The organism is Arthrobacter sp. KNU40 (assembly GCF_051515115.1).
Classification (GTDB): domain Bacteria; phylum Actinomycetota; class Actinomycetes; order Actinomycetales; family Micrococcaceae; genus Arthrobacter.
In genome coordinates this window covers 3,515,685-3,538,194 of record NZ_CP195850.1, presented here as the reverse complement: position 1 = coordinate 3,538,194, position 22,510 = coordinate 3,515,685, and the positions used below count along the sequence as shown (strand labels likewise).

At 64.6% G+C, this 22,510-nt stretch carries 22 protein-coding genes; 14 read left to right on the top strand and 8 right to left on the bottom strand.

Annotated elements, in window-relative coordinates; genetic code table 11:
• Positions 1-57 precede the first annotated feature (57 nt).
• Together ACSKT0_RS16435 and ACSKT0_RS16430 are read left to right on the top strand one after the other, a co-directional pair.
• On the top strand, positions 58-1,083 hold the full coding sequence (locus ACSKT0_RS16435) for an exonuclease domain-containing protein (protein WP_437770738.1): 1,026 nt from the start codon (positions 58-60) through the stop codon (positions 1,081-1,083).
• Between the two features lie 66 nt (positions 1,084-1,149).
• The gene (locus tag ACSKT0_RS16430; protein ID WP_437770737.1) at positions 1,150-1,698 is read left to right on the top strand and encodes a DUF4395 domain-containing protein; all 549 of its coding nucleotides are present in this window, start codon (positions 1,150-1,152) and stop codon (positions 1,696-1,698) included.
• Between the two features lie 12 nt (positions 1,699-1,710).
• On the opposite strand, the gene ACSKT0_RS16425 is transcribed toward ACSKT0_RS16430, so the two are convergent.
• On the bottom strand, positions 1,711-2,796 hold the full coding sequence (locus ACSKT0_RS16425) for an ADP-ribosylglycohydrolase family protein (RefSeq protein ID WP_437770736.1): 1,086 nt from the start codon (positions 2,794-2,796) through the stop codon (positions 1,711-1,713).
• 77 nt (positions 2,797-2,873) lie between these two features.
• Here ACSKT0_RS16425 and ACSKT0_RS16420 point away from each other — a divergent pair, with 77 nt between their 5' ends.
• From ACSKT0_RS16420 to ACSKT0_RS16395, 6 genes are all read left to right on the top strand, one after another.
• Positions 2,874-3,230: a YidH family protein gene (locus tag ACSKT0_RS16420; RefSeq protein WP_437770735.1), complete on the top strand. Its 357-nt coding sequence runs from the start codon at positions 2,874-2,876 to the stop codon at positions 3,228-3,230.
• On the top strand, positions 3,227-3,577 hold the full coding sequence (locus tag ACSKT0_RS16415; protein WP_236811668.1) for a DUF202 domain-containing protein: 351 nt from the start codon (positions 3,227-3,229) through the stop codon (positions 3,575-3,577). The genes ACSKT0_RS16420 and ACSKT0_RS16415 overlap by 4 nt, the downstream gene beginning before the upstream one ends.
• A gap of 142 nt (positions 3,578-3,719) precedes the next feature.
• Entirely contained in the window at positions 3,720-4,658 is a 939-nt protein-coding gene (locus tag ACSKT0_RS16410) for an MIP/aquaporin family protein (RefSeq protein ID WP_437770734.1), read from the top strand.
• A gap of 90 nt (positions 4,659-4,748) precedes the next feature.
• On the top strand, positions 4,749-5,936 hold the full coding sequence (locus ACSKT0_RS16405; RefSeq protein WP_437770733.1) for an exonuclease SbcCD subunit D: 1,188 nt from the start codon (positions 4,749-4,751) through the stop codon (positions 5,934-5,936).
• On the top strand, positions 5,933-8,953 hold the full coding sequence (locus ACSKT0_RS16400; protein WP_437770732.1) for an AAA family ATPase: 3,021 nt from the start codon (positions 5,933-5,935) through the stop codon (positions 8,951-8,953). Before ACSKT0_RS16405 ends, ACSKT0_RS16400 begins: the two co-directional genes overlap by 4 nt.
• A 120-nt stretch (positions 8,954-9,073) precedes the next feature.
• Entirely contained in the window at positions 9,074-10,507 is a 1,434-nt protein-coding gene (locus ACSKT0_RS16395; protein WP_437770731.1) for an MFS transporter, read from the top strand.
• Positions 10,508-10,641: 134 nt separating this feature from the next.
• Here ACSKT0_RS16395 and ACSKT0_RS16390 read toward each other — a convergent pair whose 3' ends face one another.
• On the bottom strand, positions 10,642-11,376 hold the full coding sequence (locus tag ACSKT0_RS16390) for an IclR family transcriptional regulator (RefSeq protein ID WP_437774055.1): 735 nt from the start codon (positions 11,374-11,376) through the stop codon (positions 10,642-10,644).
• 148 nt (positions 11,377-11,524) lie between these two features.
• Between ACSKT0_RS16390 and ACSKT0_RS16385 the strand changes: the two genes are divergently transcribed.
• Both ACSKT0_RS16385 and hpaB read left to right on the top strand, forming a co-directional pair.
• The gene (locus ACSKT0_RS16385) at positions 11,525-12,061 is read left to right on the top strand and encodes a flavin reductase family protein (RefSeq protein ID WP_437770730.1); all 537 of its coding nucleotides are present in this window, start codon (positions 11,525-11,527) and stop codon (positions 12,059-12,061) included.
• A 64-nt stretch (positions 12,062-12,125) separates the two neighbouring features.
• Positions 12,126-13,580 (top strand): 4-hydroxyphenylacetate 3-monooxygenase, oxygenase component, encoded by a 1,455-nt coding sequence (hpaB, locus tag ACSKT0_RS16380; protein WP_437770729.1) that lies wholly within the window; start codon positions 12,126-12,128, stop codon positions 13,578-13,580.
• Between the two features lie 165 nt (positions 13,581-13,745).
• On the opposite strand, the gene ACSKT0_RS16375 is transcribed toward hpaB, so the two are convergent.
• A complete protein-coding gene (locus tag ACSKT0_RS16375) occupies positions 13,746-14,399 on the bottom strand; it encodes a phosphoribosyltransferase (protein ID WP_437774054.1) in 654 nt (217 codons plus the stop codon).
• A gap of 82 nt (positions 14,400-14,481) precedes the next feature.
• Here ACSKT0_RS16375 and ACSKT0_RS16370 point away from each other — a divergent pair, with 82 nt between their 5' ends.
• Positions 14,482-14,895, top strand: a complete 414-nt coding sequence (locus ACSKT0_RS16370; protein WP_437770728.1) for a MarR family transcriptional regulator — start codon at positions 14,482-14,484, stop codon at positions 14,893-14,895.
• A gap of 21 nt (positions 14,896-14,916) precedes the next feature.
• Here the strand turns inward: ACSKT0_RS16370 and ACSKT0_RS16365 are convergent, their stop codons facing one another.
• From ACSKT0_RS16365 to ACSKT0_RS16345, 5 genes are all read right to left on the bottom strand, one after another.
• Positions 14,917-15,747: an alpha/beta fold hydrolase gene (locus ACSKT0_RS16365; protein WP_437770727.1), complete on the bottom strand. Its 831-nt coding sequence runs from the start codon at positions 15,745-15,747 to the stop codon at positions 14,917-14,919.
• A 4-nt stretch (positions 15,748-15,751) separates the two neighbouring features.
• Complete coding sequence (locus ACSKT0_RS16360; RefSeq protein ID WP_234747729.1) at positions 15,752-16,081, bottom strand: biotin/lipoyl-containing protein; 330 nt, start codon at positions 16,079-16,081, stop codon at positions 15,752-15,754.
• Positions 16,074-17,108 (bottom strand): alpha-ketoacid dehydrogenase subunit beta, encoded by a 1,035-nt coding sequence (locus ACSKT0_RS16355; protein ID WP_437770726.1) that lies wholly within the window; start codon positions 17,106-17,108, stop codon positions 16,074-16,076. The genes ACSKT0_RS16360 and ACSKT0_RS16355 overlap by 8 nt, the downstream gene beginning before the upstream one ends.
• On the bottom strand, positions 17,101-18,138 hold the full coding sequence (locus tag ACSKT0_RS16350) for a thiamine pyrophosphate-dependent dehydrogenase E1 component subunit alpha (protein WP_437774053.1): 1,038 nt from the start codon (positions 18,136-18,138) through the stop codon (positions 17,101-17,103). Before ACSKT0_RS16350 ends, ACSKT0_RS16355 begins: the two co-directional genes overlap by 8 nt.
• A gap of 192 nt (positions 18,139-18,330) precedes the next feature.
• Positions 18,331-19,713 carry an amino acid permease gene (locus ACSKT0_RS16345; RefSeq protein ID WP_437770725.1) on the bottom strand — a complete coding sequence of 461 codons (1,383 nt, stop codon included), beginning with the start codon at positions 19,711-19,713 and terminating at the stop codon, positions 18,331-18,333.
• Positions 19,714-19,889: 176 nt separating this feature from the next.
• Here ACSKT0_RS16345 and ACSKT0_RS16340 point away from each other — a divergent pair, with 176 nt between their 5' ends.
• From ACSKT0_RS16340 to nadA, 3 genes are all read left to right on the top strand, one after another.
• Positions 19,890-20,369 (top strand): Lrp/AsnC family transcriptional regulator, encoded by a 480-nt coding sequence (locus ACSKT0_RS16340; protein ID WP_437770724.1) that lies wholly within the window; start codon positions 19,890-19,892, stop codon positions 20,367-20,369.
• A 101-nt stretch (positions 20,370-20,470) separates the two neighbouring features.
• Positions 20,471-21,181, top strand: coding sequence for an NUDIX hydrolase (locus tag ACSKT0_RS16335; RefSeq protein ID WP_437774052.1), 711 nt, complete (start codon positions 20,471-20,473; stop codon positions 21,179-21,181).
• Positions 21,178-22,485 carry a quinolinate synthase NadA gene (gene nadA / locus ACSKT0_RS16330; RefSeq protein WP_437770723.1) on the top strand — a complete coding sequence of 436 codons (1,308 nt, stop codon included), beginning with the start codon at positions 21,178-21,180 and terminating at the stop codon, positions 22,483-22,485. The genes ACSKT0_RS16335 and nadA overlap by 4 nt, the downstream gene beginning before the upstream one ends.
• Positions 22,486-22,510 lie beyond the last annotated feature (25 nt).

The following is a 22,510-nucleotide window of genomic DNA, read 5'->3' as shown; positions in this document are numbered from 1 at the left end:
CAAGTGGCGGCCATCACCACCGCTATAGGAAGCCATATCCACCTGTAACCTTGACCAGTGGCATTGGACTTTACGGCGATCGACTTTGAAACTGCGAATGGCTTCAGGGGTTCTCCGTGCTCGGTCGGGCTGAGCAAGGTCCGCGGCGGAGTCGTGGTGGAGGAAGCCTCCTGGCTCATGCGGCCGCCGGAAAACCACGACCACTTCGAGTACCACAACACCCGGATCCACGGCATTCGCGCCGAGGACGTCGCCGGTGCTCCACGCTTTGGCGAACTCTTCCCTGAAATAGGGGCGTTCATCGGCGGAGATATCCTTGCCGCCCACAATGCTGCGTTCGATCTGGGGGTGATCCGCTCCGGACTCGAAGTTTCCGGCCTGCCCGGCCCCGGCTACGAGTACGTCTGCACGGTGATGTTGTCCCGGCGCTGCTACTCCTTGGTATCCAATTCCTTGCCCTACGCCGCGGAGGAGGCTGGCGTGCCCCTCGTGAACCATCACGACGCCGCGGAGGACGCACGGGCGTGCGCCGGAATTTTGGTGGACATCGCACACCGGAACAACGCCAACAGCATCGCCGAGCTCTACTTGTCCCTTGGCCTGGCCATACCCAAACAGCAGGCCTTCCAGCCCGGAGACGGACTGTCCAAGCAAACGATGGCCGCGCTCGCGGGCGTCGGAGGAGGGGGCAGTGCTGTCGCCGGGCGAACCGGCGTCGGGAATGGCGCCGGCCAGCTTGGACGCGCCTGGAGTAATTGGCCGGAAGAGGGCACCAACCCGGCCCCCAACCCTGCGGCCGAACCGGGCCACCCCCTGTTCGGGCAGACTGTCGTCTTCACCGGTGAGCTTGCCATTGCCCGGCCGGAAGCGAAACAGCGGACGGCCGAGTTGGGCGCGCGTCCAGAGAGCCGCGTGACCGGAAGGACCACGGTCCTGGTGGTGGGCGACGGCTTCGTTGCCGGCGATCTCCGGAACGGCCGCCTCACCGGCAAGGCCAAGCGGGTCTTGGAGTTGCACAGCCGCGGCCAGCAGATCGAGGTCCTGTCCGAAGGGGAGTTCCTGCAGATGGTCGGCGGACGCTAGCGGGGGCAACGTTCACACGGAGCAACAAAGCTTCCCGTTGTGTCGCGGCGCTCCTAGCCTTGAGCCATGACTCAGGGAAAACAGGCAGCCACTGCACGGCTCACCGCAGGAACGCCGGCTCCGTCAGCCACTGGATGGCGCGCCGTCTTCGCTTTCCCCAACCCCGTCAATGAGTACGCCGCGAGGATCACGGCCGGCCTGGTGGTTCTTGCGGCAGTGGCCACCCTCGTGAGCGGCCTCGGCTGGGGACTCGTGCTGATCGCCGTCGGCTTCTGGCTGCGGGTGTTGTTCGGGCCGAGGATCTCGCCGTTCGCCTTGCTGTCTGTCAAGGTCCTGGCACCCAGGGTGGGTCCCGCCAAACTTGTCCCGGGCCCGCCCAAGCGTTTCGCACAGGGAATCGGCGCGGCGCTCAGCACGGCGGCCGCGGTCCTGTTCTTCGCCGGTTTCGCCGTAGGTGCCTGGATCCTGCTCGCCTTGCTGATCGTCGCTGCGTCCCTCGAATCGTTTGTCGGATTCTGCCTTGGCTGCGCCATTTTCGGGTTCCTGCAGAGGCACGGACTCATCCCTGAGGACGTGTGCGAAGCGTGCAACAACATCGAGCTTCGCAGGCTTTGAACCTGCTGCTTCCTAGCCGACCGTGACTGCGATCAGCCGCTGCGCCATCCCGCGGATGACGTCGGGAGCTTCGAGGGCCTCAAGCCACTCCGGGGGCAGGGCCTCTTCCCCATGGAGGGCCCCGAGGATATTGCCCGCGATCGAAGCGGTGGAGTCACTGTCACCGCTGTGGTTCAGCGCCACCGCAATGGCCTGGCGGAAATGGTCGGACGGATCACGCTGTCTCTTCGCTGCCGCGGTGGTTGCCAGCACGGCATAGAGCCCGACGGCGAGTGCCTCCTCCGCGACCCAGCCTTCGCCCAGTTGCGCCGTGAGTTCTTCCGGGCTGAGCAGCGTGCCGGAGAAAGAAAGTTCCAGCGCCTGGCGGAGGCGCTCCAGGAGCTCGGGAGCTGGATCCGGCAGCGCTGACACCACGCTCAAGGCGTGCTCGGCCGCAGTCCGTACATCCGAGCCCGCGGTCAGTTGGTGCACCAGCACGCTGAAGGCACCCGCGCTTTGCCGCGCCGAAGGGTGCCCGTGGGTCAAACACGCGGCATCGGTGCTCAGTTTGTAGACCGTGGCTTCGGAAATATGCGGGACCAAGCCAAAGGGAGCGGACCGCATCACCGTGCCGCATCCCTTCGATTCCGGATTGACGGGCCGGAACTTGGTCCCCATCTGGCCCGTGGCGAGTCCGCTCAGGCACGCCTTGCCCGGATGCCTGCGGTGCCGGAGCACCTCCTGGCTGTCGATCCAACGCGGTTGGGGAACGGGGGCCGACGACGGCAACGCGACGCCCTGGGTCGCGAGCCATCGCAGGTAAGCCAGCCAGAGACATGCTGTTTCATCCGCCGCTACGCCGTCGTTGGCCCACTCGAGGGCTTCCACGAGTCCGTCGACGGTGTACAGCGTCATCTGGGTGTCGTCTGAGAAGTGGCTGCCGCCGTCGAGCTGGCCGAAAGAGCTGAGGCCCGCGGGGCCGAAGCGGGATCGGATGGTGGCTACGTCGTCGAACTCGACGGCGTAGCCGAGCGAATCGCCCAAGGCACCGCCCAGCAGGCAGCCGTGGACCCGCGATTCGAAGGATGGCACGGCGGAGGGGGACGGTTCAGCACTCATAGTGGTAATTTACCGTGGCTGCTTCGTCGGTCTTCACATCGCCGCTGATACGGTGGCTCGTGAACCAGGAGGCAGTGATGCGTGAACCCGCGTGGCGGAAAACCGGGAAGACCCCGGACTACAGATTCTCCCTCGCAAATGAGCGGACTTTCCTTGCATGGATCCGTACCTCGTTGGCCCTGCTGGCGGGTGCCGTCGCCATCGACCAGCTTGCTCCGAACATTGCGCCCCAGCCCGTGCGCATCGTTTTGTGCGTCGTGCTATCCATGATCGGCGCGGGCCTCGCGACGCTTGCCTACCGCCGGTGGGCGCAGATGGAGGCCGCCATGCGTAACGAGCAGGCCTTGCCGTTCTCCCGGGTCATGCTGCTCATGACCATCGTGGTTGCCGTGGCAGCCTTCACCTTTGCCGTGTTGATCCTGGTGGCGCGTTGACGATTGACGCCAGGGATCCGGGGCTGCAACCCGAGCGCACCACGCTCGCTTGGCGCCGGACCCTGATTTCGCTTCTTGTGGTGGATCTCTTTATCTGGCGAAGGTGGTTGACGGCCAAGTCCGGCGCGGGGCAACTTCCCACCGGGATACCGGGACTCGACTACCAAGGAATCTGCGCCTTGACGGCCGCGGCTGCCACGATCGTCCTGGGCTGCGTTGTCTGGGTCAGGTCCCACCAGTTGCACCACGGCGCAGAGGAAGCGTCGGCTGCGTTGATGCTTGCAAGCGCAGTGTCCATCATCGCGCTCGCCTGTGCTGCGGTCGCAGCAATCGCGTTGGGCGGCTAGGCTCGGATTCAGGAAGCGTCCAGACTCGGCTGACAGGATGCTGCGGGGCAGGAATGCGGTCCGCCGCGTGGCTTGTTGCCCTGGCTTGAGCATTCGCCTCCGCACAAGACCACCCGATCTTCGAACTAAGGAATCCCTCGACATGACCACGACTGTGTCCATTCCCTCCTCCCGCGGCCCCCGGCTCCTTGCCCGGGCGTTCGCTGAAGCTCTGGGGACGCTGTTCCTTGTGGTTATTGGCCTGGGCGTGTTGATCTTCATCAATCCCCAAGCGGTTCCGATGCCGGCCTCGCTAGCCAGCGGGCTGACCGTCACAGCGGCCATGCTTGCCTTCGGTTACCTGTCAGGCGGGCACTTCAACCCCGCCATCACGGTTGGTCACCTGGTTGCCGGCCGGATGAAGCTCGTAGATGGGGCTGCGTACGTGGGGGCCCAGATCGTGGGTGGCTTGCTGGGCGCGCTGGCGATTTTCGCTGTCGTGCGAACCGTTCCCGGGATCACTGACAGCCGGACTGTCTTTGACACGGCAACCTCCGGCTTTGGTACCCATTCCAGCTTCCAGGTGCCCGTGACCGGCGTGATGCTCATCGAGGTCCTCGGCGCCGCTCTCCTCGTGGGAGTCTTCCTAGGCGTCACCGCTCGACGAAATCCCAGCAAGCTCGCAGCACCGTTTGCCGTCGGCCTGACGGTTGCAGTCCTGCTGCAGCTGGGTCAGACCACGGGCAACCTTGCCTTCAACCCGGCCCGTGCCACTGCATCCGCCATCTTCAGTTCCAGCTGGGCAGTGGAGCAGCTCTGGCTCTTCTGGGTGGCACCGTTGGTCGGAGCGGCGATCGCAGGCCTCATCTTCCGCGGTTTCGGCGAGACCACCCCGGTTGCCGTGGCTGAGATCGAGGAGCCTTTGCCGGCCGACGGCCTGGAAGAAAAGTCCGACGACGACGCTGAAGCGGTTGTCCCGGAAAGTGCGGCTGAGGTTTCCACACCGGCTGATGCGCCCGCTGAGGCTCCCGCTGTGGCTCCCACTGAAGTGAAGCCCGACGTCGACCCGGCCCGTGATTTCTTCGACGGCAAGCGGGGCTGACGCGGGAATTCAGCTGCCTGGAAGGCCTTGTTACGGACGGTGCCGCCGCGCCGCGCCAATAGTGTCCGGGCCTCCAGTTAGCTTGAAAACATGAGGCTTTTGCACACTTCGGATTGGCACCTGGGACGCTCGTTCCATGGCGTCGGGATGCTTGACGCCCAGCGCGACTTCATTGAGCAATTGCTCGCAGTCATCCGGGAGCAGTCGGTAGACGTCGTCCTGATTGCAGGCGACGTCTACGACCGTGCCCTTCCGGGCCTTGACGTCGTGAAGCTCCTCGACGACGCCCTCGTGCGGATTACGGACGCCGGCGCAAAGGTGGTGCTGACCAGCGGCAACCACGATTCCGCGATCCGCCTTGGTTTCGCTTCACGCCTGCTGGAGCGCGGGGGAGTCCATCTGCGGACCCGGGTAGAGGATCTCGATTCCCCTATCCTGTTTCCACTGGACAGCAAGCACCGGCCAGCTCAGGCAGGCGCCCCGGTACTTGCCGTCTACGGTATTCCTTACCTTGAACCGAGGCTTGTCGCCGAACGGCTCGGTACACAAACCGCGAGTCATTTTGACGTCACGCAGGCCGCAGTGCAGCTTATCCGCGCGGACGTTGCCCGGAGAAGTGAGGCAGGACCGGTGCACTCCGTTGTGCTGGCACATACTTTCGCGAGCGGCGGCATCACTTCGGACAGCGAACGCGATTTGAGCATCGGAGGTCTCGGGGCAGTGCCCCTGGATCTCTTCGACGGCTTCGGCTACACGGCCCTTGGACATCTGCACGGGCGACAGGAACTTTCGGAGCACGTCCGGTATTCCGGTTCGCCGCTGGCGTACTCGTTCTCCGAGGCCAAGCATCGCAAGGGTGCATGGTTGATTGACGTCGGCGTCGACGGTGTGGAGAGCGTCGAGGAAATTCTGTGGAAAGCGCCACGGGAGCTGGCGATTCTCCGGGGGAAGCTTGCCGAGCTGTTGGAATCTGAGGAATACTCCTGGGCCGAGACTGCGTATTGCCAAGTCACCCTCACGGACTCCGCGCGGCCGGCGCAGGCCATGGAACAGTTGCGAGCCCGGTTCCCTGACACACTAGTGCTGGGCTTTGACCCTGAAGACGCTGCGGGAAAGGTCAAGGCCAGCTACAGCAGCAGGCTTGCAGAGGCCGAGGACGATCTTGGCGTTTGTTGCGGCTTCCTTGACCATGTGCGCGGAAGGCCGGCAGACGACGCTGAACTTTCCGCCCTTCGAGAAGCCTTGGAAGCGGTCCGGCTGGAAGGGGCGGAGCTGTGAGAATCCACCGCCTTGAAATTGAGGCTTTCGGGCCGTTTGCCGGGCTTCAGTCGATTGATTTCGATCAGCTGGGAGCCCAGGGCCTGTTCCTCTTGAACGGCGCCACCGGTGCGGGAAAGACCAGTGTGCTCGACGCTATCTGCTTTGCGCTGTATGGCTCGGTACCGGGCGCACGCCAGGACGGCAAACGCTTGCGGAGCGACCACGCGGAACCGACTGCGGAGCCGCGGGTTGTCTGCGAATTTTCGGCGCGCGGCAGGCGCTTTGAGGTCACTCGTTCCCCGGCGTGGGGCAGGCCAAGTGCCCGCGGGCGCAAGGGCTTTACCACCCAGCAGGCCAAAACGCTTCTGCGCGAACGGGTCAATGGATCGTGGGAAGAAAAGACCTCACGCAACGACGAAGCCGGCATGGAAATCGGCGACGTCCTGGGGATGGACCGGGAACAATTCACCCGCGTGGTCATGCTTCCTCAGGGAGACTTCGCGGCTTTCCTGCGTTCCAAGGCGTCCGACCGGCTGGATCTCCTGCAGAAGCTCTTCGGAACCCAGCGTTTTGAAGCGATCGAGCAGCAGCTGGCCCTCCAAGCCAACGCCGCGCGCGCAAAAGTGCAGGACAACCAGAACGGACTTCAGTTGCTCGTGCAGCGGGCGGAGTCAGAGTACGCGCAACTGGGTATTGAAGAGGGCGCTGACCCGGATCTTGATGACTCCGGATCCGGTGAGCATACGCCTGAACTCCGTCTCGGGAACCTCGAGGCCCGGGCCCGGAGCGAATCTTTGGAGCGGCATCAAGCTGCTGGCTCTGCCGATGCCTTCCGGCGTCAGCTGGCAGACAAGCTCAACTCCGCCCGGGAACGGGTTCAGCGGCACGCAAAGCTCGACGCCGCCACGCGCCGGCACGAAGCCCTCTCCGCACGCGCGGCTGAAGTGCAGGAATTCCGGGAGCGACTTGGACGCCACCGCAAAGCCGCCGTCCTCGGCGGACAGCTCGACGCCGTCGACCGTGGCTCTAAGGCCCTCGACCTGGCGGCCTCGAAGGCGGAATCGGCGACGGCGAAGCTACTCGCCGCTTCTCTTGACACGAAGGACCCCGGCACCTCGCTCGCCAGGATCCAAGAGACGATGGCTGTCGTCGAGGCCAGGGTCGGGGACGAACAAAAGCTCGAGGACATCACTGCAAGGCTTGAAGCCCTCGACCTCGCTGCACGGCAGCGGGAATCGGCCGATGCGGCGCGGTCCCTTGCGTTGACCGGGCTTCGCTCGGAGGCGGTAGCTTTGGAACGCGCGCTGGGCCAGCTGGATGCGGCCGCCTCGGAGCTGCCCCTCCGGGAAAGCGAAGCTGCAGCAGCGCAGAACACCGTCAAGACCGTAGCCCGCTACGCAGGCGCCCTTGATTCCCAGTCCGCGGCGGTGAAGCGCCACGCGTTTGCCCGGGCGCTTTCCCAAGACCTCCGACAACTCTGGCTGGATCTCCGTGAATCCCGCTTGACCAATGCGGCAGCGGAACTCGCCGCCAAGCTGCATGACGGCGAAGCATGCCCTGTCTGCGGAAGCGCCGAGCACCCTTCGCTTGCGCCAGCCGGGCTAACCGCACTGGCCCTTGCCGAGGAAGAGCAGTCCGCCCACGAACGCTATGACGCTAGTGAGCACGAACTTCTCCAGGCGGCAGGCGAGCTGGCGTCCGCCGAGCAGGAAGTTGCCGTGCTCGCCGCCCAGGGCGGAGACATCGATCCTCAGGAAGCCGCTTCGGCGGAGGCCTTGGCCAAAGACGCCCTGGCCTCGGCTCGTTCCGCCGTTGACGGGCTCAAACGGGGACAGGCAGACCTCGCCCGCATGACGGAGCGCATTGCCGGCTTGGAGGAAGAGCAACTCCGGGAGGACACAGCTGCGGCGCAGGCCGGGTCCACCATGGTCCTGCTGGGGGAACAACGCGAGTCCCTGGACACCTTGCTTCGCGGGCTTCGTGATGGCTTCGACACGCTGCGCGAGCGGATTGAGGCCCTGGCCAGGCACCGCGAGCTACTGCATTCCGCTGTGGCTGCAGGCGTGCAGTTGGAACGTGCCCGGGAGGCTTTTGGCGATGCATCCACTGCCTTGGAAAGCGCCCTTTCCGCGAACGGATTCGACACCGCCGAAGCCGCGCGGCTTGAAATCCTCGAGGAGCAGCACGCCGCGAGGCTTGACGAAACCATCAGGGCAGCCGATACCGAAAGCGCCCGGCTCGCGGAGCTCTTCGAGTCCGAGGAACTTGTGCTCGCTGCCAAGGAAGTGCAGATCGGAGAGGCGCCCCTGACCGCCGTCGAGCTCGCCGCCCTCGAACAGGAGGCCGTACAGGCTGGAGAAACGGCCCGCCGCCTGGATCTTGCTGCGGGACTCGCTGTCCGAACCGTGACGAGCCTGGCTGCGATCCGCTCGCAGTACGAAGGAGCCGCGGCCTCCGGGCGCGGCCCCCGTGAACGCGCCCGGGTACTCAACGAGCTTGCCGAAACCGCCAGGGGTGCAGGCGATAACGGCTACAAAATGAGCCTCAACAGCTATGTGCTGGCCGCTCGCCTAGAACAAGTCGCCGCAGCGGCGTCAGAGCGGCTGATCGCCATGAGCGATGGCCGTTACACCCTGCAGCACACCGACGCGAAGGCAGCCCGTGGCGCGAAATCCGGGCTGGGCCTGGAAGTCGTGGATGAGTGGACTGGCCAGCGGCGGGACACCGCCACGCTGTCCGGAGGGGAGTCGTTCATGGCTTCGCTCGCGTTGGCCCTGGGGCTCGCGGATGTAGTCCAGCAAGAGGCCGGCGGTGTGGACATCGAAACCTTGTTCGTGGATGAGGGCTTCGGAAGCCTCGACGAGCAATCCCTTGAACAGGTCATGGATGCGCTGGAGGGACTGCGCGACGGGGGCAGGGTAGTGGGGCTGGTCAGCCACGTTGCGGAGATGAAGCAGAGAATCAGCAGCCAGCTGCAAGTGATTAAGAACCGGAACGGCTCCACCGTGCGAATCGTCGACGCCGCGGCAGCCTAAAAACGGCGGACGCCCCGACACAACGGCCTGCGTTGGGCCGTCCGGTAGACTTGGAGGGTTACACCGGGTCGCGCGCATCGGGAGGAGGGACGATGCGCACCATTCAGCGAACCCGGAATCATGAACTCCTACCCACAGAACTCCGCGGCGAACACCGCACTCCAGGCCGCCCCTTCATTTCCTTCTGCGCCCCCTTTGGCCGAGTCCCCATCGGCCGCGCCCCGCCGCTCGCGCCTGCCTGGGCGCTTCGCCCGCTTGCCCGAACTCGCAGGCCGCAACTTCCTGCCGCTGGGACTCTTCGCGAGGCTGCCCCTCGCCATGCTGACAGTCGGCACCCTCACCCTTGTAACGGCCGTCAGCCATTCTTACGCCATCGGCGGCCTGGCTGCCGGAGCCGTCGGCATCGGATCGGCCTTGGGCGCGCCGATACTCGGCTCGCTCGCTGACCGCTCAGGCCAGCGCCCTGTCCTTCTCGTAGCCGCGGCTGTCAACGCCGTCACCGTCATCGCCTTGCTCGTTGCCGCGTACTTGACGCCCGATTTCAACGCCCCCACGGACGCGATTGCCATTTTGGTGACGGCTTTCCTCGCCGGGGCAAGTTGCCCGCAGGTGGGGCCCATGGCCCGTGTGCGTTGGATGGCCCTGACTACCCGAAACCTGAACACCCGGAATTCGGTCCCCGGGGCCGGGGCCAATGCCACCGGTCCCGGAAGCGTGGCGTCCAGTCGTGCAGACCTGGACACCGCCTTGTCCTACGAGGGAACCGCGGACGAGGTCACTTTCGTCCTGGGTCCCGCGCTGGTCGGTATTCTCGCGAGCCTCGTAGCGCCTTGGCTTCCCCTCGCACTGGCGGCAGTCCTTACTGCCACGCTCGTGCCGGCTTTCGCGGTGCATCCTTCACAATTGGCTGTGGTGCCGGCAAAGCGCAAGGGAAGCACCGGCGTCGGGAGTGTTCCTACGGAGCAGCAGTCAAGTGTCCGTTCCTTGGCCTGGCTGAAGGTCGCGGTGCCGGTGCTGGCCATGGTCTGCATGGGAACATTCTTTGGTGCGACGCAGAATGCGTTGAGCGCTTTCTCCGCCCAGTTCGCCACGGCGGAAATTGCGGGGCTGATGTATTCCGTGATGGGCCTGAGCTCCGCCGTCGCTGCGCTGTCCGTTGCCTATTGGCCGCGGCGCTTCGGGCTGGCGATCCGTTGGGCGCTCGCCGCTGCCGCGATGACGGCGTTCTCTCTTCTCTTGTTCCTTCCAGTCGGGATCTGGCCGATGGTCATTGTTCTTTTGGTGCTCGGAATTCCCGTGGGACCCGTTATGGTGACGGTCTTCAGCATCGGGGGAGTCGTGGCCCCGGCCGGCCGTATGGCAACCGTCATGACCGCGCTGGCGAGCGGCATCGTGGCGGGTACGGCGTTGGGCGCCTACCTTGCCGGCCAGTTGGCCCAAACCCAAGGTCCTGGCGCCGCTTTTGTGGTGTCCACGGCCGCTTCGGGCGCACTTCTGGTGCTCGGCATCGTTGCCGGACTCGTCCTCCGGCGCCGGCCAAGCACGCAGCAATAACAACGCTCGCTCACTTATGGGCCGCTTTTTGGCAACCCTCGCTCACATCATCTGCACATGGGTGCCCGGTTTTGGCCTTGTAAGGGAGCGAGCGTTGGAAAACAAGAGGCATCAAACGGCGACGTGCGGGATCCCTACGCCAGCTGGGACTCTATGCGGGCCGCGCTCGCTGCCAGTGCTTCGCCGACGGCGGCCTGGTCCTGTTCGCGGCGGATGTAGACGACGGCGATCGCCGCGGGCCGGCCGCCCGGCACCTGGACGGGGGCGGCCAAGGAAGACAACCCGGCAATGACTTCGTCGTGGCTTGCCGCATAGCCGAGCCGGCGCGCTTCTGCCGCTTCCGGTCGATACGGCAGGCCCGGAGCGCGGGCGGACCATTCTTCTTCGCTCATGGTGGACTGGATCGCGATTCCAGGTGCCCCGGTGTTCACGGGGTGGCGCGTGCCGGGATGTTGAGCCAGGGTCGCGGCCGAGTGGCGAGGCTCGACCGTGACCAGTGTGACGCAATCCTGATGGTCCCAGACCGCTACGAAGGCCGTCATGTTCAGGGTGTTGGCAAGCTGGGTCAGCTCCGGCAGGGCGGCCGTCTGGAGGTCGCGGGAGACGCCCCTGGCCAGCACCGCAAGGCCCGGACCTGGCTGGACGCGTCCGGCGGCGTCGCGCACCAGCAGGGAGTGATCCTCCAACGTGCGGAGGATCCGGTAGGCCACTGAACGATGGACGCCCAAGGCGCCGGCGAGTTCTGCGATGGTCAGGGGGCGCTCGGCAGCCGCGAGGATTTCCAAGGCTTGGATTCCGCGGGAGAGGGTCTGCGACGGCGAGACCGTCGCCGTCGTTTCCTGCAGACTCTTCGCGGCGCTGGGAGACATCATGCGCTCCATCCTATGTTGGGGCCTGACGCGGCCGGCCCGCCGTCTTGTGCTGTAGCACGCAAAAGACTATGGTTCTGTATGAGAATTTGTTGTTCAAATATAGAACAAATTCACATACAGAACAATCTCCAACCAGGAATCTACGATGATTGCCAAGTCCAGCCAGAACGCGGAGCCCGGACCCCTGGGCCGCACTTCTCGGCCGCGGGCACATCACTTCCGCGGCAGCCTGGGCCGCTTTGCCACAGGCGTTGCCATCGTGACGTTCGACGGCGCCACCAAGCGGCATGGCATCACCGTCAATTCCTTCACCTCTGTGTCCATGGAACCGCCTCTGGTCCTGGTCAGCATCGCCCGCAACACCAAAGCGCACGACGAACTCGCCGGGCGCCCCTTCAGCGTCAATATCCTGGGCGCCGAACAGAAGCAGCTCGCCCTGCATTTCGCGGGCCGACCCGGGCCCGAGCCCCGCTGGGTCGAAGGCGGGACCGCGCCGCGGCTATCCAACGTCCTCGCCTATTTCGAATGCACTCCATGGGCGGCCTACGACGGCGGCGACCACACCCTCTACCTGGGTGAAGTGGTGGACTTCAACTACCGCAGCGGCGATGCGCTTGCCTTCGCCAACAGCTCCTTCACCACCGTCCCGGAAAGCCAATTGGGAATGGAGGATCTTCTGTAGTTGCCGGCGCCCGTCGACGCCGCATCCATATGCCGTTTCAGCTCAACCATCATTGGAGACAACCATGGGAATCCGGACCGGACAGCAGTACCTGGACAAGCTCAACTCGATGAACCCCCACGTCCTGATCGACGGCGAAATGGTCACCGAGAAGATCGCCGACCACCCGTCCTTCAGGAACGTGGCCCGCACGTACGCGAAGCTCTTCGACATGCAACATGACCCGAAGTATGCCGACGCGCTCACCTACGAATCCCCGACGACGGGTGACCGGGTGAATGCCTCCTTCCTGGTGCCGCGCAGCAAAGAAGACCTCGAACACAGGCATGCGGCCATCCGCACCTGGGCTGAGTACTCCCTTGGGTTCCTGGGCCGGACGGGTGACTACATGAACGGCGCCCTCACGGCGCTCGCGGCCGCAGAAAAATGGTTTGCCCAGGCCGATCCGATGTTCGGCGAAAACATCCGCAAATACTACGAGCATTGCCGCGAGAACGATCTCCTGGCCACGCACACGCTGATCCCGCCACAGGTCAACCGTTCGGTGTCAGGTTCCGAGCAGCTCGGAGGGCAGCTCTCGGCGAGGGTCGTGGAAGAACGCGAAGACGGAATCGTGGTCCACGGCGCGCGTATGCTCGCGACGATCGCGCCGATCGCCGACGAGCTTCTCGTGTTCCCTTCGACGCTCCTGCGCTCGACGCCGGAAGATGCTCCGTATTCTTACGCGTTCGCCCTCCCGAACGATGCGCCGGGCATGCGCTATCTGTGCCGGACCTCGCTCTACAACGGCGGAGGCACCCACGACGAGCCGCTCGCCAGCCGCTTCGAGGAGATGGACGCCGTCGTCGTTTTCGACCATGTATTCGTTCCCAACGAGCGCATCTTCATGCTCGGCCATCCCGAACTGTGCAATGCCTTTTACTCCGAGACCGGCGCCGGTGCCCTCATGACCCATCAGGTGGTCACGCGGACCATCGCGAAGAGCGAGTTCTTCCTTGGCCTTGCCTCGGAGATCGCGGCATCGATCGGGGTTGACGGTTTCCAGCACATCCAGGAGGACCTGGCGGAGCTGATCGAAACCGTCGAAATCGGCAAGGCCCTCATGGTTGCCGCTGAAGCCCAGGCGGCTCCAAGCCCGGATGGCGTGTTCTTGCCGCATTGGCCCACCCTGAATGCGGCACGCAACTGGTACCCCAAGGTTGCCCAGCGTTTCCCCGCCATCATCCGGAAGTTCTCGGCCTCCGGCCTCATGGCCCTGCCGGGCGAAGCGGACGTGGCGAGTGAGGCGTTGCCGGACATCGAACTGTACCTGCAGGCGAAGACGCTGACCGGCCCGGAGCGCGTGCGCCTCTTCAAGCTCGCTTTCGATGCCAGCATTTCAGCGTTCGCCGGGCGCCAGGCCCTGTATGAGTACTTCTTCTTCGGTGACCCTGTCCGCATGGCAGCCGCCCTCGTGAACAGCTACGACCGCGAGCCGGCCCGCGCCCGCGTGCGGGAGTTCCTCGAGCGGAAGGACTGAACCCGCCGCGGCATGTACGACGACGGCGGCGAGCTATCGCCGACGACGTCGCTTTGTGCTGTCCCTCCCCTTCGCAGTCAGACGCTCGCTCACGTATGACGCGAAATTCTCCAACGCTCGCTCACGTATGACGCGGAAACCGGCAACGCTCCTGCGGCTCACTAACTACACCGCCTGCTCTAAAAGCCGCACCGCGTCGTCGTCGGTCAGTTGTTCGAAGTGCTCGTAGAACGCGCCAACGGCGTGGAACTTGCCGGGCGTGTGCAGGCACATCATGAAATCGCACACGCGGCTGATGGACGCTTGGGCTTCGAGGGATGACACGGGGACGGCGGCCACCACAGTCGCCGCCCCGCCTGCGCGGACGGCCTCGACGGCGGCGCGCATCGTTGCGCCCGTGGCGAGTCCGTCGTCGACAAGAACCACGGTCTTGCCCGTGAGGTCAAAGATGATGCCAGGGTAGGTCTTCACACGCCGCAGGAGTTCTCCCCGCTCGCGTACCTCCACCGCTTCAAGGGAAGCCTGGGTGATTCCGTGCCGCAGCATGCGTTCGCCGAGGGGCCGGTTGAGTATGCGGACGATCCTGCCGTTGGACCAGGCCAAGGCGCCGAACGCTGTTTCTTCACGCCCCGGAATGCCGAGTTTCCGTACCAGAATGGCGCCGTATGGCTGGTGGAGTTCGACGGCGGCAGCGGCCGCCACGGGGACCCCACCGCGGGCGAGGCCCAGCAAGATGGTGTCCGGCCGTTGCCGGAGCTGCGGAAGCCCTGCTGCCACACGGCGTCCGGCGTCCGCACGGTCCTTGAAGCGCATGCCCATTCGTCTCACTTCCACGTCATCCAGCGCTGAATCAAGCCTACCTTTGTTGCCGGGACCGCTCTGCGCTGCCACGATGGGCCATGTGAACAAGCCGATCGGTTACTGGACCAAACGCCTGGACGCCGCATTGGAGGCGCACCTGGACAGCACCTTGGCGAGGTTGAAACTCAGCCGGAGGCAGTGGCAGACCCTCAATGTCCTCGCTGAGACACCCCTTGGCCCCGAGGATCTTGACGGAATACTCAACCCGTTTTGGGGCGGAGACACGCGACGTCGCGAAAGCGAACTCGCCGCGCTCGTAGGCCGCGGCATGATCATCATGGTGGACGATCGCCTCAGCCTCAGCGAACTGGGCCACGCAAAACACACTGAAGCCCTGCGGCTCGTTGAAGACTCCCGCCGGGACCTCTCGATGGGGATCGGTATCGACGAATACGCCATGGCAGTCAGCGTGCTGGAGCGTATGACGCTCAATGCGGAGCGGCTGGCCGGCTAACCCCGCCGTTCCGCCAGCACTCTAGACGCCGAGGAACGCCACCGCTGCATCCTTGAAAACCCGGCTGGTCACGGCGTTGCTGTGGTTCCGCCCCGGGACCAAAAGCTGTTCAACCATGCCGCCGGCGTGGGCCGCGATCGAAGCGAGCTCCGGCATCGTGACGGCGCGCTCGTCCTTTTCGCCGGCCACCAGGAGCATCGGCATATGGGGCACGGCTTCGGCAGGATCGAATGGTTCCCCCTTGATGGCCTCGATGAGGGACAAGAGCGCAAAGAGATCGTTGCTCGGCAAGAGCTGTGCCATCTTGAGCAACCCTGCGGTGGACTCGTCTTCAATCGGCGTGCCGTCCGCGAGGTAGCGCTGGGCTGCCGGGAGATCGAAGGACGCCAGCGGGTCTTCCTTGTTCGGGCCGCCCAACACCAGCCGGTGCACCAGTTCGGGCTGGGTTGCCCCGAATTCCCAGGCGAGCCGGGAGCCCAAAGAATAGCCGATGACGTCGAGCCCGCTGGTAGGGTCACCGGCGCGCACGGGGCGCGCACCGGCGTCGGCGACTATCTGGAGAAGGTCCGCGCGGATCCGGCTCGGGGAGTAGGAGTCCAGGTCCTCGGGTGAACTGCTCTGGCCATGCCCTGGAAGGTCCACCGTGATGACACGCCGGCCGGCGGCTTTGAGGGTGGAAATCCAGCCGGTGTCGCCCCAATTGAGTTTGGTGGACGAGGAGAAACCGTGCAGCAGCAGGACAGGGCGCAACCCGGCGTCGGTGCCTTCGGCGGGCTCATGGACTTCCACGAACAGATGCGGGTCTGTGCCCTCCACCGTGTGGATGTGCGCTTCCGTGTGCCTGCCGCTCATGGTGTCAGTCCTCATCAAGTACAGCGCTCAGGCGGACCCGGCGCTTCGGTGCGTCATCTTTGGGAACGGTGCCCACGATGCCGGCTGTATTGTCCGGCACCTCGAACACCACCAGCGGCTCACCGACATTGATGGTCTCGCCCGGCGCGCCGTGGATACGGATCACTTTACCCGCCTGCGGGCTCGGCAACTCGAGGGCGGATTTACTCGTTTCCAGTTCCACGAGCGGCTGGTTCCGTTCCACCTGGTCGCCCGGAGAGACGAGCCAGTCCAGGACGGTCGCCTCGATGAGGCCTTCGCCAAGATCGGGCAGGGGGAAGCTGATTTCAGCCACGTCGATACTCCAGTACTCGTTGGATCCCCAGGAGGATGCGGTCAATGTTCGGAATGTATTCGTCCTCGAGGTCGCCGGAGGGATACGGCACGTCGAAGCCCGTGACCCGTTCGACGGGCGCCTTGAGCGTGTCGAAGCAGCTTTGCGTGATGAGTTGGGCCACTTCGGCCCCCAGCCCGGAGGTCAGCGGAGCTTCATGCACAACGACGGCGCGCCGCGTCTTTCCGACGGAAGTCGCCAGCGCTTCGGCGTCGATCGGCTTGAGCCAGCGCAGATCAAGGACCTCGACGTCGATTCCGTCTTCCGCTGCGAGTTCGGCAACCTGCAGGCACCGGGCCACCATGGCACCCCAGGCCACGAGGGTCAGGTGGCGACCAGGCCGGACAATGCGGGCGCCGGTGAGGGTACCGCCGTCGGCTGTGTCGACGTCGCCCTTTTGCCAGTACCGGGACTTCGGTTCCATGAAGATCACCGGGTCAGGCCGCGAAGCCGCGTACTTGAGCAGGTGGTAGGCATCGTGCGGGTCCGACGGTGAGACAACCTTGAGCCCTGGAACGTGCGCGAAGAGGGCCTCGAGGCTTTCGCCATGGTGTTCGGGGGCGCGGATCCCGCCGAAGCTGGGGACCCGGAGCGTGATCGGCATCGGCAAAGTGCCTCGGCTGCGGTAGTTCATCCGGGCAATCTGGCACACGATTTGGTTGATGGCGGGATACGCGAAGCCATCGAACTGTACTTCCGGAATCGGGTGGAAGCCGGCCATGGCCAGCCCTACGGACATGCCCAGGATGCCCGATTCTGCGAGCGGCGTGTCAAAGACCCGGGATTCTCCGTGCTTGGCCTGCAGTCCGTCGGTGATACGGAAGACTCCGCCCAATTGGCCGCAGTCCTCGCCGAAGACCACCGTTTTTGGATCGGTGGAGAGGGTCTCGTCCAACGCGCGGTTGAGTGCCTGCTGCATGGAAAGCTTTACGGACTGGGTCCGGGCCGCTGCCTCGGCTTCAAGGATGGCGGTGGTGCTCTCAGACATGTTCGGACTCCTCGCGCCAACGGGCGGCCTGGTTTTCAAGTGCGGGGGTGGTTTCCTGGAAGACGAAATCGAACATTTCGTTGCCGGGCCGGGGGCCGAGGGCTTCGATTCCGGTGCAGATCGCTTCTTCTTCCGCCCGGGCTGCTTGGTTGGCGGCGGTGAAGAATGCCTCGTCGGCTACGCCTTCGGCCAGCAAACGCTTGCGGAGGCGTTCCAGCGGGTCCTCGCCGGCGTCGATGCGCTCGTCGTCGAGGCTCCTGTAGCGACCGGGATCGTCGGCGGTGGAATGCGGCCCGCGGCGGTAGGTCATGGCCTCGACCACGACCGGACCGTTTCCTGCGCGGCAGTGGGCGAAGGCGTTGCGGGTGGCCTCGTAGACGGCGACCACATCGTTGCCGTCAACCTGAATGCCCGGGATTCCGTAGCCCGCGGCGCGTGCAGCTACCGAGCCGCCGGCCACCTGCCGTTCGGTGGGCACAGAAATCGCCCAGCCGTTGTTCTGGATGAAAAAGACAACAGGTGCATTCATCACGGCGGCGAAGTTCATGGCTTCGTGGACGTCGCCTTGGGAGGAAGCACCGTCGCCGAAGTAGCTGAGGGCCACTCCGTGGTCGCCGCTCAGCGTCTGGCCGTGGGCCCAGCCGACGGCGTGAAGCACCGAGCCTGCCACCACGGCCTGGATGGGCGCGAGGCGGCTTGCCAGTGGATCGTACATTCCGCCGTGCCACGTTGCCTTGTGGGTGGACATGTATGCCACCATGTCCACACCCATGGTCCTCGCGACGCCCATTTCGCGGTACGTCGGGAAAGCGAAGTCGCGGGCAGTGTCGAGGGCGTAGGCGCTGCCGACCTGGGCGGCTTCCTGGCCGAGTTCCGGAGCGTAGCCGGGGATGATTCCCTGGCGCTGCCAGGCGACGGCCGAGGTATCGAGGTACCGAACGGCAGCCATCAGGGAATACAGCTCCCTGAGCTGTCCGGGAGACAGGGGCGCGGCGTCGGCTGCGGCCACGACGGGAAGAAATGAGTCCATGGACGTGACCGTAGTCACTGTTTGGATCGTAGGCAATCCGCCTATTCGGCGCTAGTCAAACTGCCATGGACTGCCAGCTTTCCCGTGGGAACACATAGCAGTTTGTGCACCGCTCTGCCCACCCAACTGACTCGCAGTTAATGTCGTTATGAGGGCTCAAAACGACAACAACTGCGAGCTAGTTGGGTTTGTTTAGGCGCTTCGTGCGGACTTGACCTTGGCGCCGATCCTGCAGGCCACGGCGATGCACGCGATCAACAGGAACGTGCCGCTGAGCTGGCCCGCGCTCTCGGCATTCGAGAAGCCCACCACGAAGATCAGGGCGAGCAGCACCAGGCCGAATACCGTGAGGAACGGGAATCCCTTCATGCGAAGCGGCAGTTCAGTTCCTTCGCGGTCGGCGCGGCGGCGCAGGATGAACTGTGACACGAGCGCCGTTCCCCAGACCACGAGGCAAGTGGAGCCTACGAGGTTGAGCAAAGCCGGGAGCACATGGTCGGGGAAGAGGAGTTCCAAGACAGTGGCGATGAAGCCGAAAGCAACGGAAACCCCGACGGCGGCCATGGGCACCTGGGCGCCGCGCAGCCGCGACAGGAAGGCCGGTGCTTCGCCGCGCTCAGACAGGGAGAAGACCATGCGCGAGGCGCCGTAGAGGTTGGCGTTGAGCGCGGAAAGCAGGGCCACGACGGCAACGAGGGTGATGGCCGTGCCGGCTCCCGGGATGCCGGCAAGGTTCAGGACACCGGCGAACGGGGACTTCAATCCTTCGGAGTCGGAGGGCAGCACTGCTGCAATGACGAAGACGGAACCGATGTAGAAAACCAGGATGCGCCACACCACTGTGCGGATGGCTTTGCCCACGCTGTGTGCAGGGTTCTGCGTCTCCGCAGCGGCCACGCTCACGATTTCGGTGCCGCCGAAGGCAAAAATGACGACGAAAAGCGCCGCTGCAATTCCAGACCAGCCGGACGGTGCAAAGTTGCCGGTCAGGTTTCCGAGGCCAGGGGAAGCCACTCCGGGCAACCAGCCGAACAGCAAGGCCGCCCCGATGACGAGGAAGGCGACAATGGCTGCAACCTTCAGGATGGCGAACCAGAATTCGAACTCACCGAAGTTCCGGACCCCGGCGAGGTTGATCGCCGTAAAGGCCACCATGAACACCAGCGCCAGCGCCCACACCGGGATGACCGGCCAGACGGAGAACAGCAGCCCTGCTGCGCCGAGTGCCTCCGCGGCGATGACCACTACCAGCTGCAACCACCACAGCCAGCCGACCGTGGATCCGGCCGTCTTGCCCATGGCCTTTTCCGCGTAGACCGAGAAGGCGCCGCTGTTGGGGTTGGCGGCTGCCATCTCGCCGAGCGCCCACATCACCACGATGATCAGGGTGCCTGCCACAAGGTAGGAGATGAGTACTGCGGGGCCGGCCGCGTGGATTCCGGCACCCGATCCCAGGAAGAGTCCCGCTCCGATCGCGCTGCCCAGTCCCATCATGGTGAGCTGGCGCGGCTTCATCGAATGGCCGAGGCCTTGCGAAGGAATGGCGGGTCGAACAGCGGTGGACTTCGTTGTCATTCGTGTTTGCCTTCTTGTGGATGGTTTGTCAGCTGGTCCTCGTAGGACTTATCGAATTTACCGCTTCCGAGGGAAAGTGGCGAAAAACACTCGTGAGAGGATGGTTACAAGCTGGTATGACATCTCGGCATCGAGTACCGATTTGTACAGCTCCTGGGCGGAAGTAGGAAAAACTGATGGTTGTGGACGAGTTGGATGCCAAGATTGTCCGATTTTTCACCGACTCCCCGCGGGCCTCTGTTCTCGAGGCATCCAGGGTCCTGAAGGTCGCCCGCGCCACGGTCCAGTCGCGGCTGGACCGGATGGCCGAGCGCGGGGTTGTGGCTCCCTGGGTTCCGCAGCCCGATCCTGCTGGCTTCGGCTATCCTGTGGTCGCCTTCTGCTCCCTGACCATCAACCAGGACCTGGGTCACGACGCCGTCGTCGAAGCCCTGGCCGCCATTCCCGAGCTCATTGAGGTTCACACCGTTTCCGGCAGTTCGGATCTCATGGTGCGGGTGGTGGGCAAATCGAACTCTGACCTGCAGCGCGTGCTGGACAAGCTCATCGGCACCAAGACCGTGCTTCGTTCGTCCTCGGTGATCGTGCTGAATACGCATTTCCAAGGCCGCACTTTGCCCCTCCTGGAAGCTGCGGCCAAGGAGAGCGCGGGCTGAAACATTTGGACACTGCGCGCTGACAGTCGTACCATTAGTTCTAGTCATTTTGACTATAACTAACTTTCTCGTCCCTACGGCAAAGAAGCGGGGTGAATACCGTGTACGCCACCTCCGCCAATGTCGCAGAGCGCAGGCTCGCGCCGCCGTCGTTGGCCATATCCACGGTGATCTTCGCCCTCCGCCCGAGTGAAAGCTCCGGCCGCCCCACGCTGTGGTTGCCGCTCGTGCGCCGCATCCGCGAACCTTTCAAGGGCATGTGGGCACTGCCCGGCGGCCCGCTGCAGCACGACGAATCCCTCCAGGACGCCGCATCCCGGAACCTCCGCGAGACCACGGGGCTGGCTCCCCAATACCTCGAGCAGCTCTATGCCTTCGGCGGCCTGCACCGCTCGCCTGCCCAGCGGGTTGTCTCGATTGTCTACTGGGCGTTGGTGCAGCCCACGGAAGCCGCCTTGGCCGATGAATCCGAGAATGTCCGTTGGTTTCGGGCAGACCGGCTCGCGGAATTGGCCTTCGACCACAACGCGATTGTGGACTACGCCTTGTGGCGGCTGCGCAACAAGATGGCTTACGGATCCATCGCCTATCACCTGCTGGGAGAGTTCTTCACCCTGGCACAGGTCCGCGAAGTCTACGAAGCTGTCCTGGACCGTCAGCTGGATCCGGCGAACTTCCGCCGGCAAATCAAGGGAACACCGGAAATCGAGGAAACCGGTGAATACCTCCAGGGCGGAAAACACCGCCCGCCCCGCCTCTACCGCTTCACCGGCACGCCCGGACTCGGGCCAGACAACAGGAGTACACCATGAGCAGCGTCAACACGGCTATCCAGCTGATCACGCGGGAAGAAGCCGAAAGCGGCCGTTCCGCGGCCGGCTCAACGTGCAGTCCCGCTCTGGCCAAGGGCCCGTGGGAGTACGACCTTGCTGAAGCCCTCGCCGGCATACCGGCTTACGGTCCCGGCGCGTCCAGCTCCGACGACGCCCCCAAGGCGACCCCCCGCCAAGGCCAGTTGCCCGAAGAGTACAAGTTGGCCAGCGACGCCGAGCTCGACGCCCGGATCCGCGCCGCCAAGGAGACGCTGGGGGACCGGGCCGTCATCCTGGGCCACTTCTACCAGCGCGACGAGGTTGTCCAGTACGCGGATTTCGTCGGTGACTCCTTCCAGCTCGCCAACGCTGCCCTGACCAAGCCCGACGCCGAGGCCATCATCTTCTGCGGCGTGCACTTCATGGCAGAGACTGCCGACATCCTGTCCAGCGAGGGCCAGGCCGTGATCCTGCCGAACCTCGCCGCCGGCTGCTCCATGGCGGACATGGCGGACGAGGACTCGGTGGAGGAATGCTGGGAGCAGCTCGAAGAGCTCTTCGGGACCGCCCCCGATTCTGAAGGCCGCGCCCCGGTGATCCCGGTGACCTACATGAATTCCTCGGCGGCACTAAAGGCCTTCTGCGGACGCAACGGCGGCATCGTCTGCACGTCCTCCAACGCCAAGACGGTGCTCGAGTGGGCCTTCGAACGTGGCCAGCGGGTTCTCTTCTTCCCTGACCAGCACCTGGGCCGCAACACAGCCAAGGCCCTCGGCGTGCCGCTGGAGCAGATGCCCATGTGGAACCCGCGCAAGGAACTCGGCGGAAGCGACGAACAGACCCTGCTGGATTCCCGCGTCATCCTCTGGCACGGCTTCTGCTCCGTGCACAAGCGCTTCAACGTAGGCCAGATCGAGAAGGCGCGCGCCGAATTCCCTGGCGTGAACGTCATCGTGCACCCCGAGTGCCCCATGGAAGTCGTTGACGCGGCGGACGGCGCGGGTTCCACCGACTTCATCAAGAAGGCCATCGCCGCCGCAACCGAGCCCACCACTTTCGCGATCGGCACCGAGATCAACATGGTCAACCGCTTGGCCGCCGAGAACCCTCAGCACACCATCTTCTGCCTCGACCCGGTGATCTGCCCTTGCTCCACGATGTACCGCATCCACCCCGGCTACCTCGCCTGGGTACTCGAGGAACTGGTGGAAGGCCGCGTGGTCAACCGCATCACGGTGGACGACTCGGTCAAGGACAACGCCAAGATCGCCCTCGAACGCATGCTCGCAGCACGGCCGCTCTAGGCCACACCCTGTACCAACCAGTCGA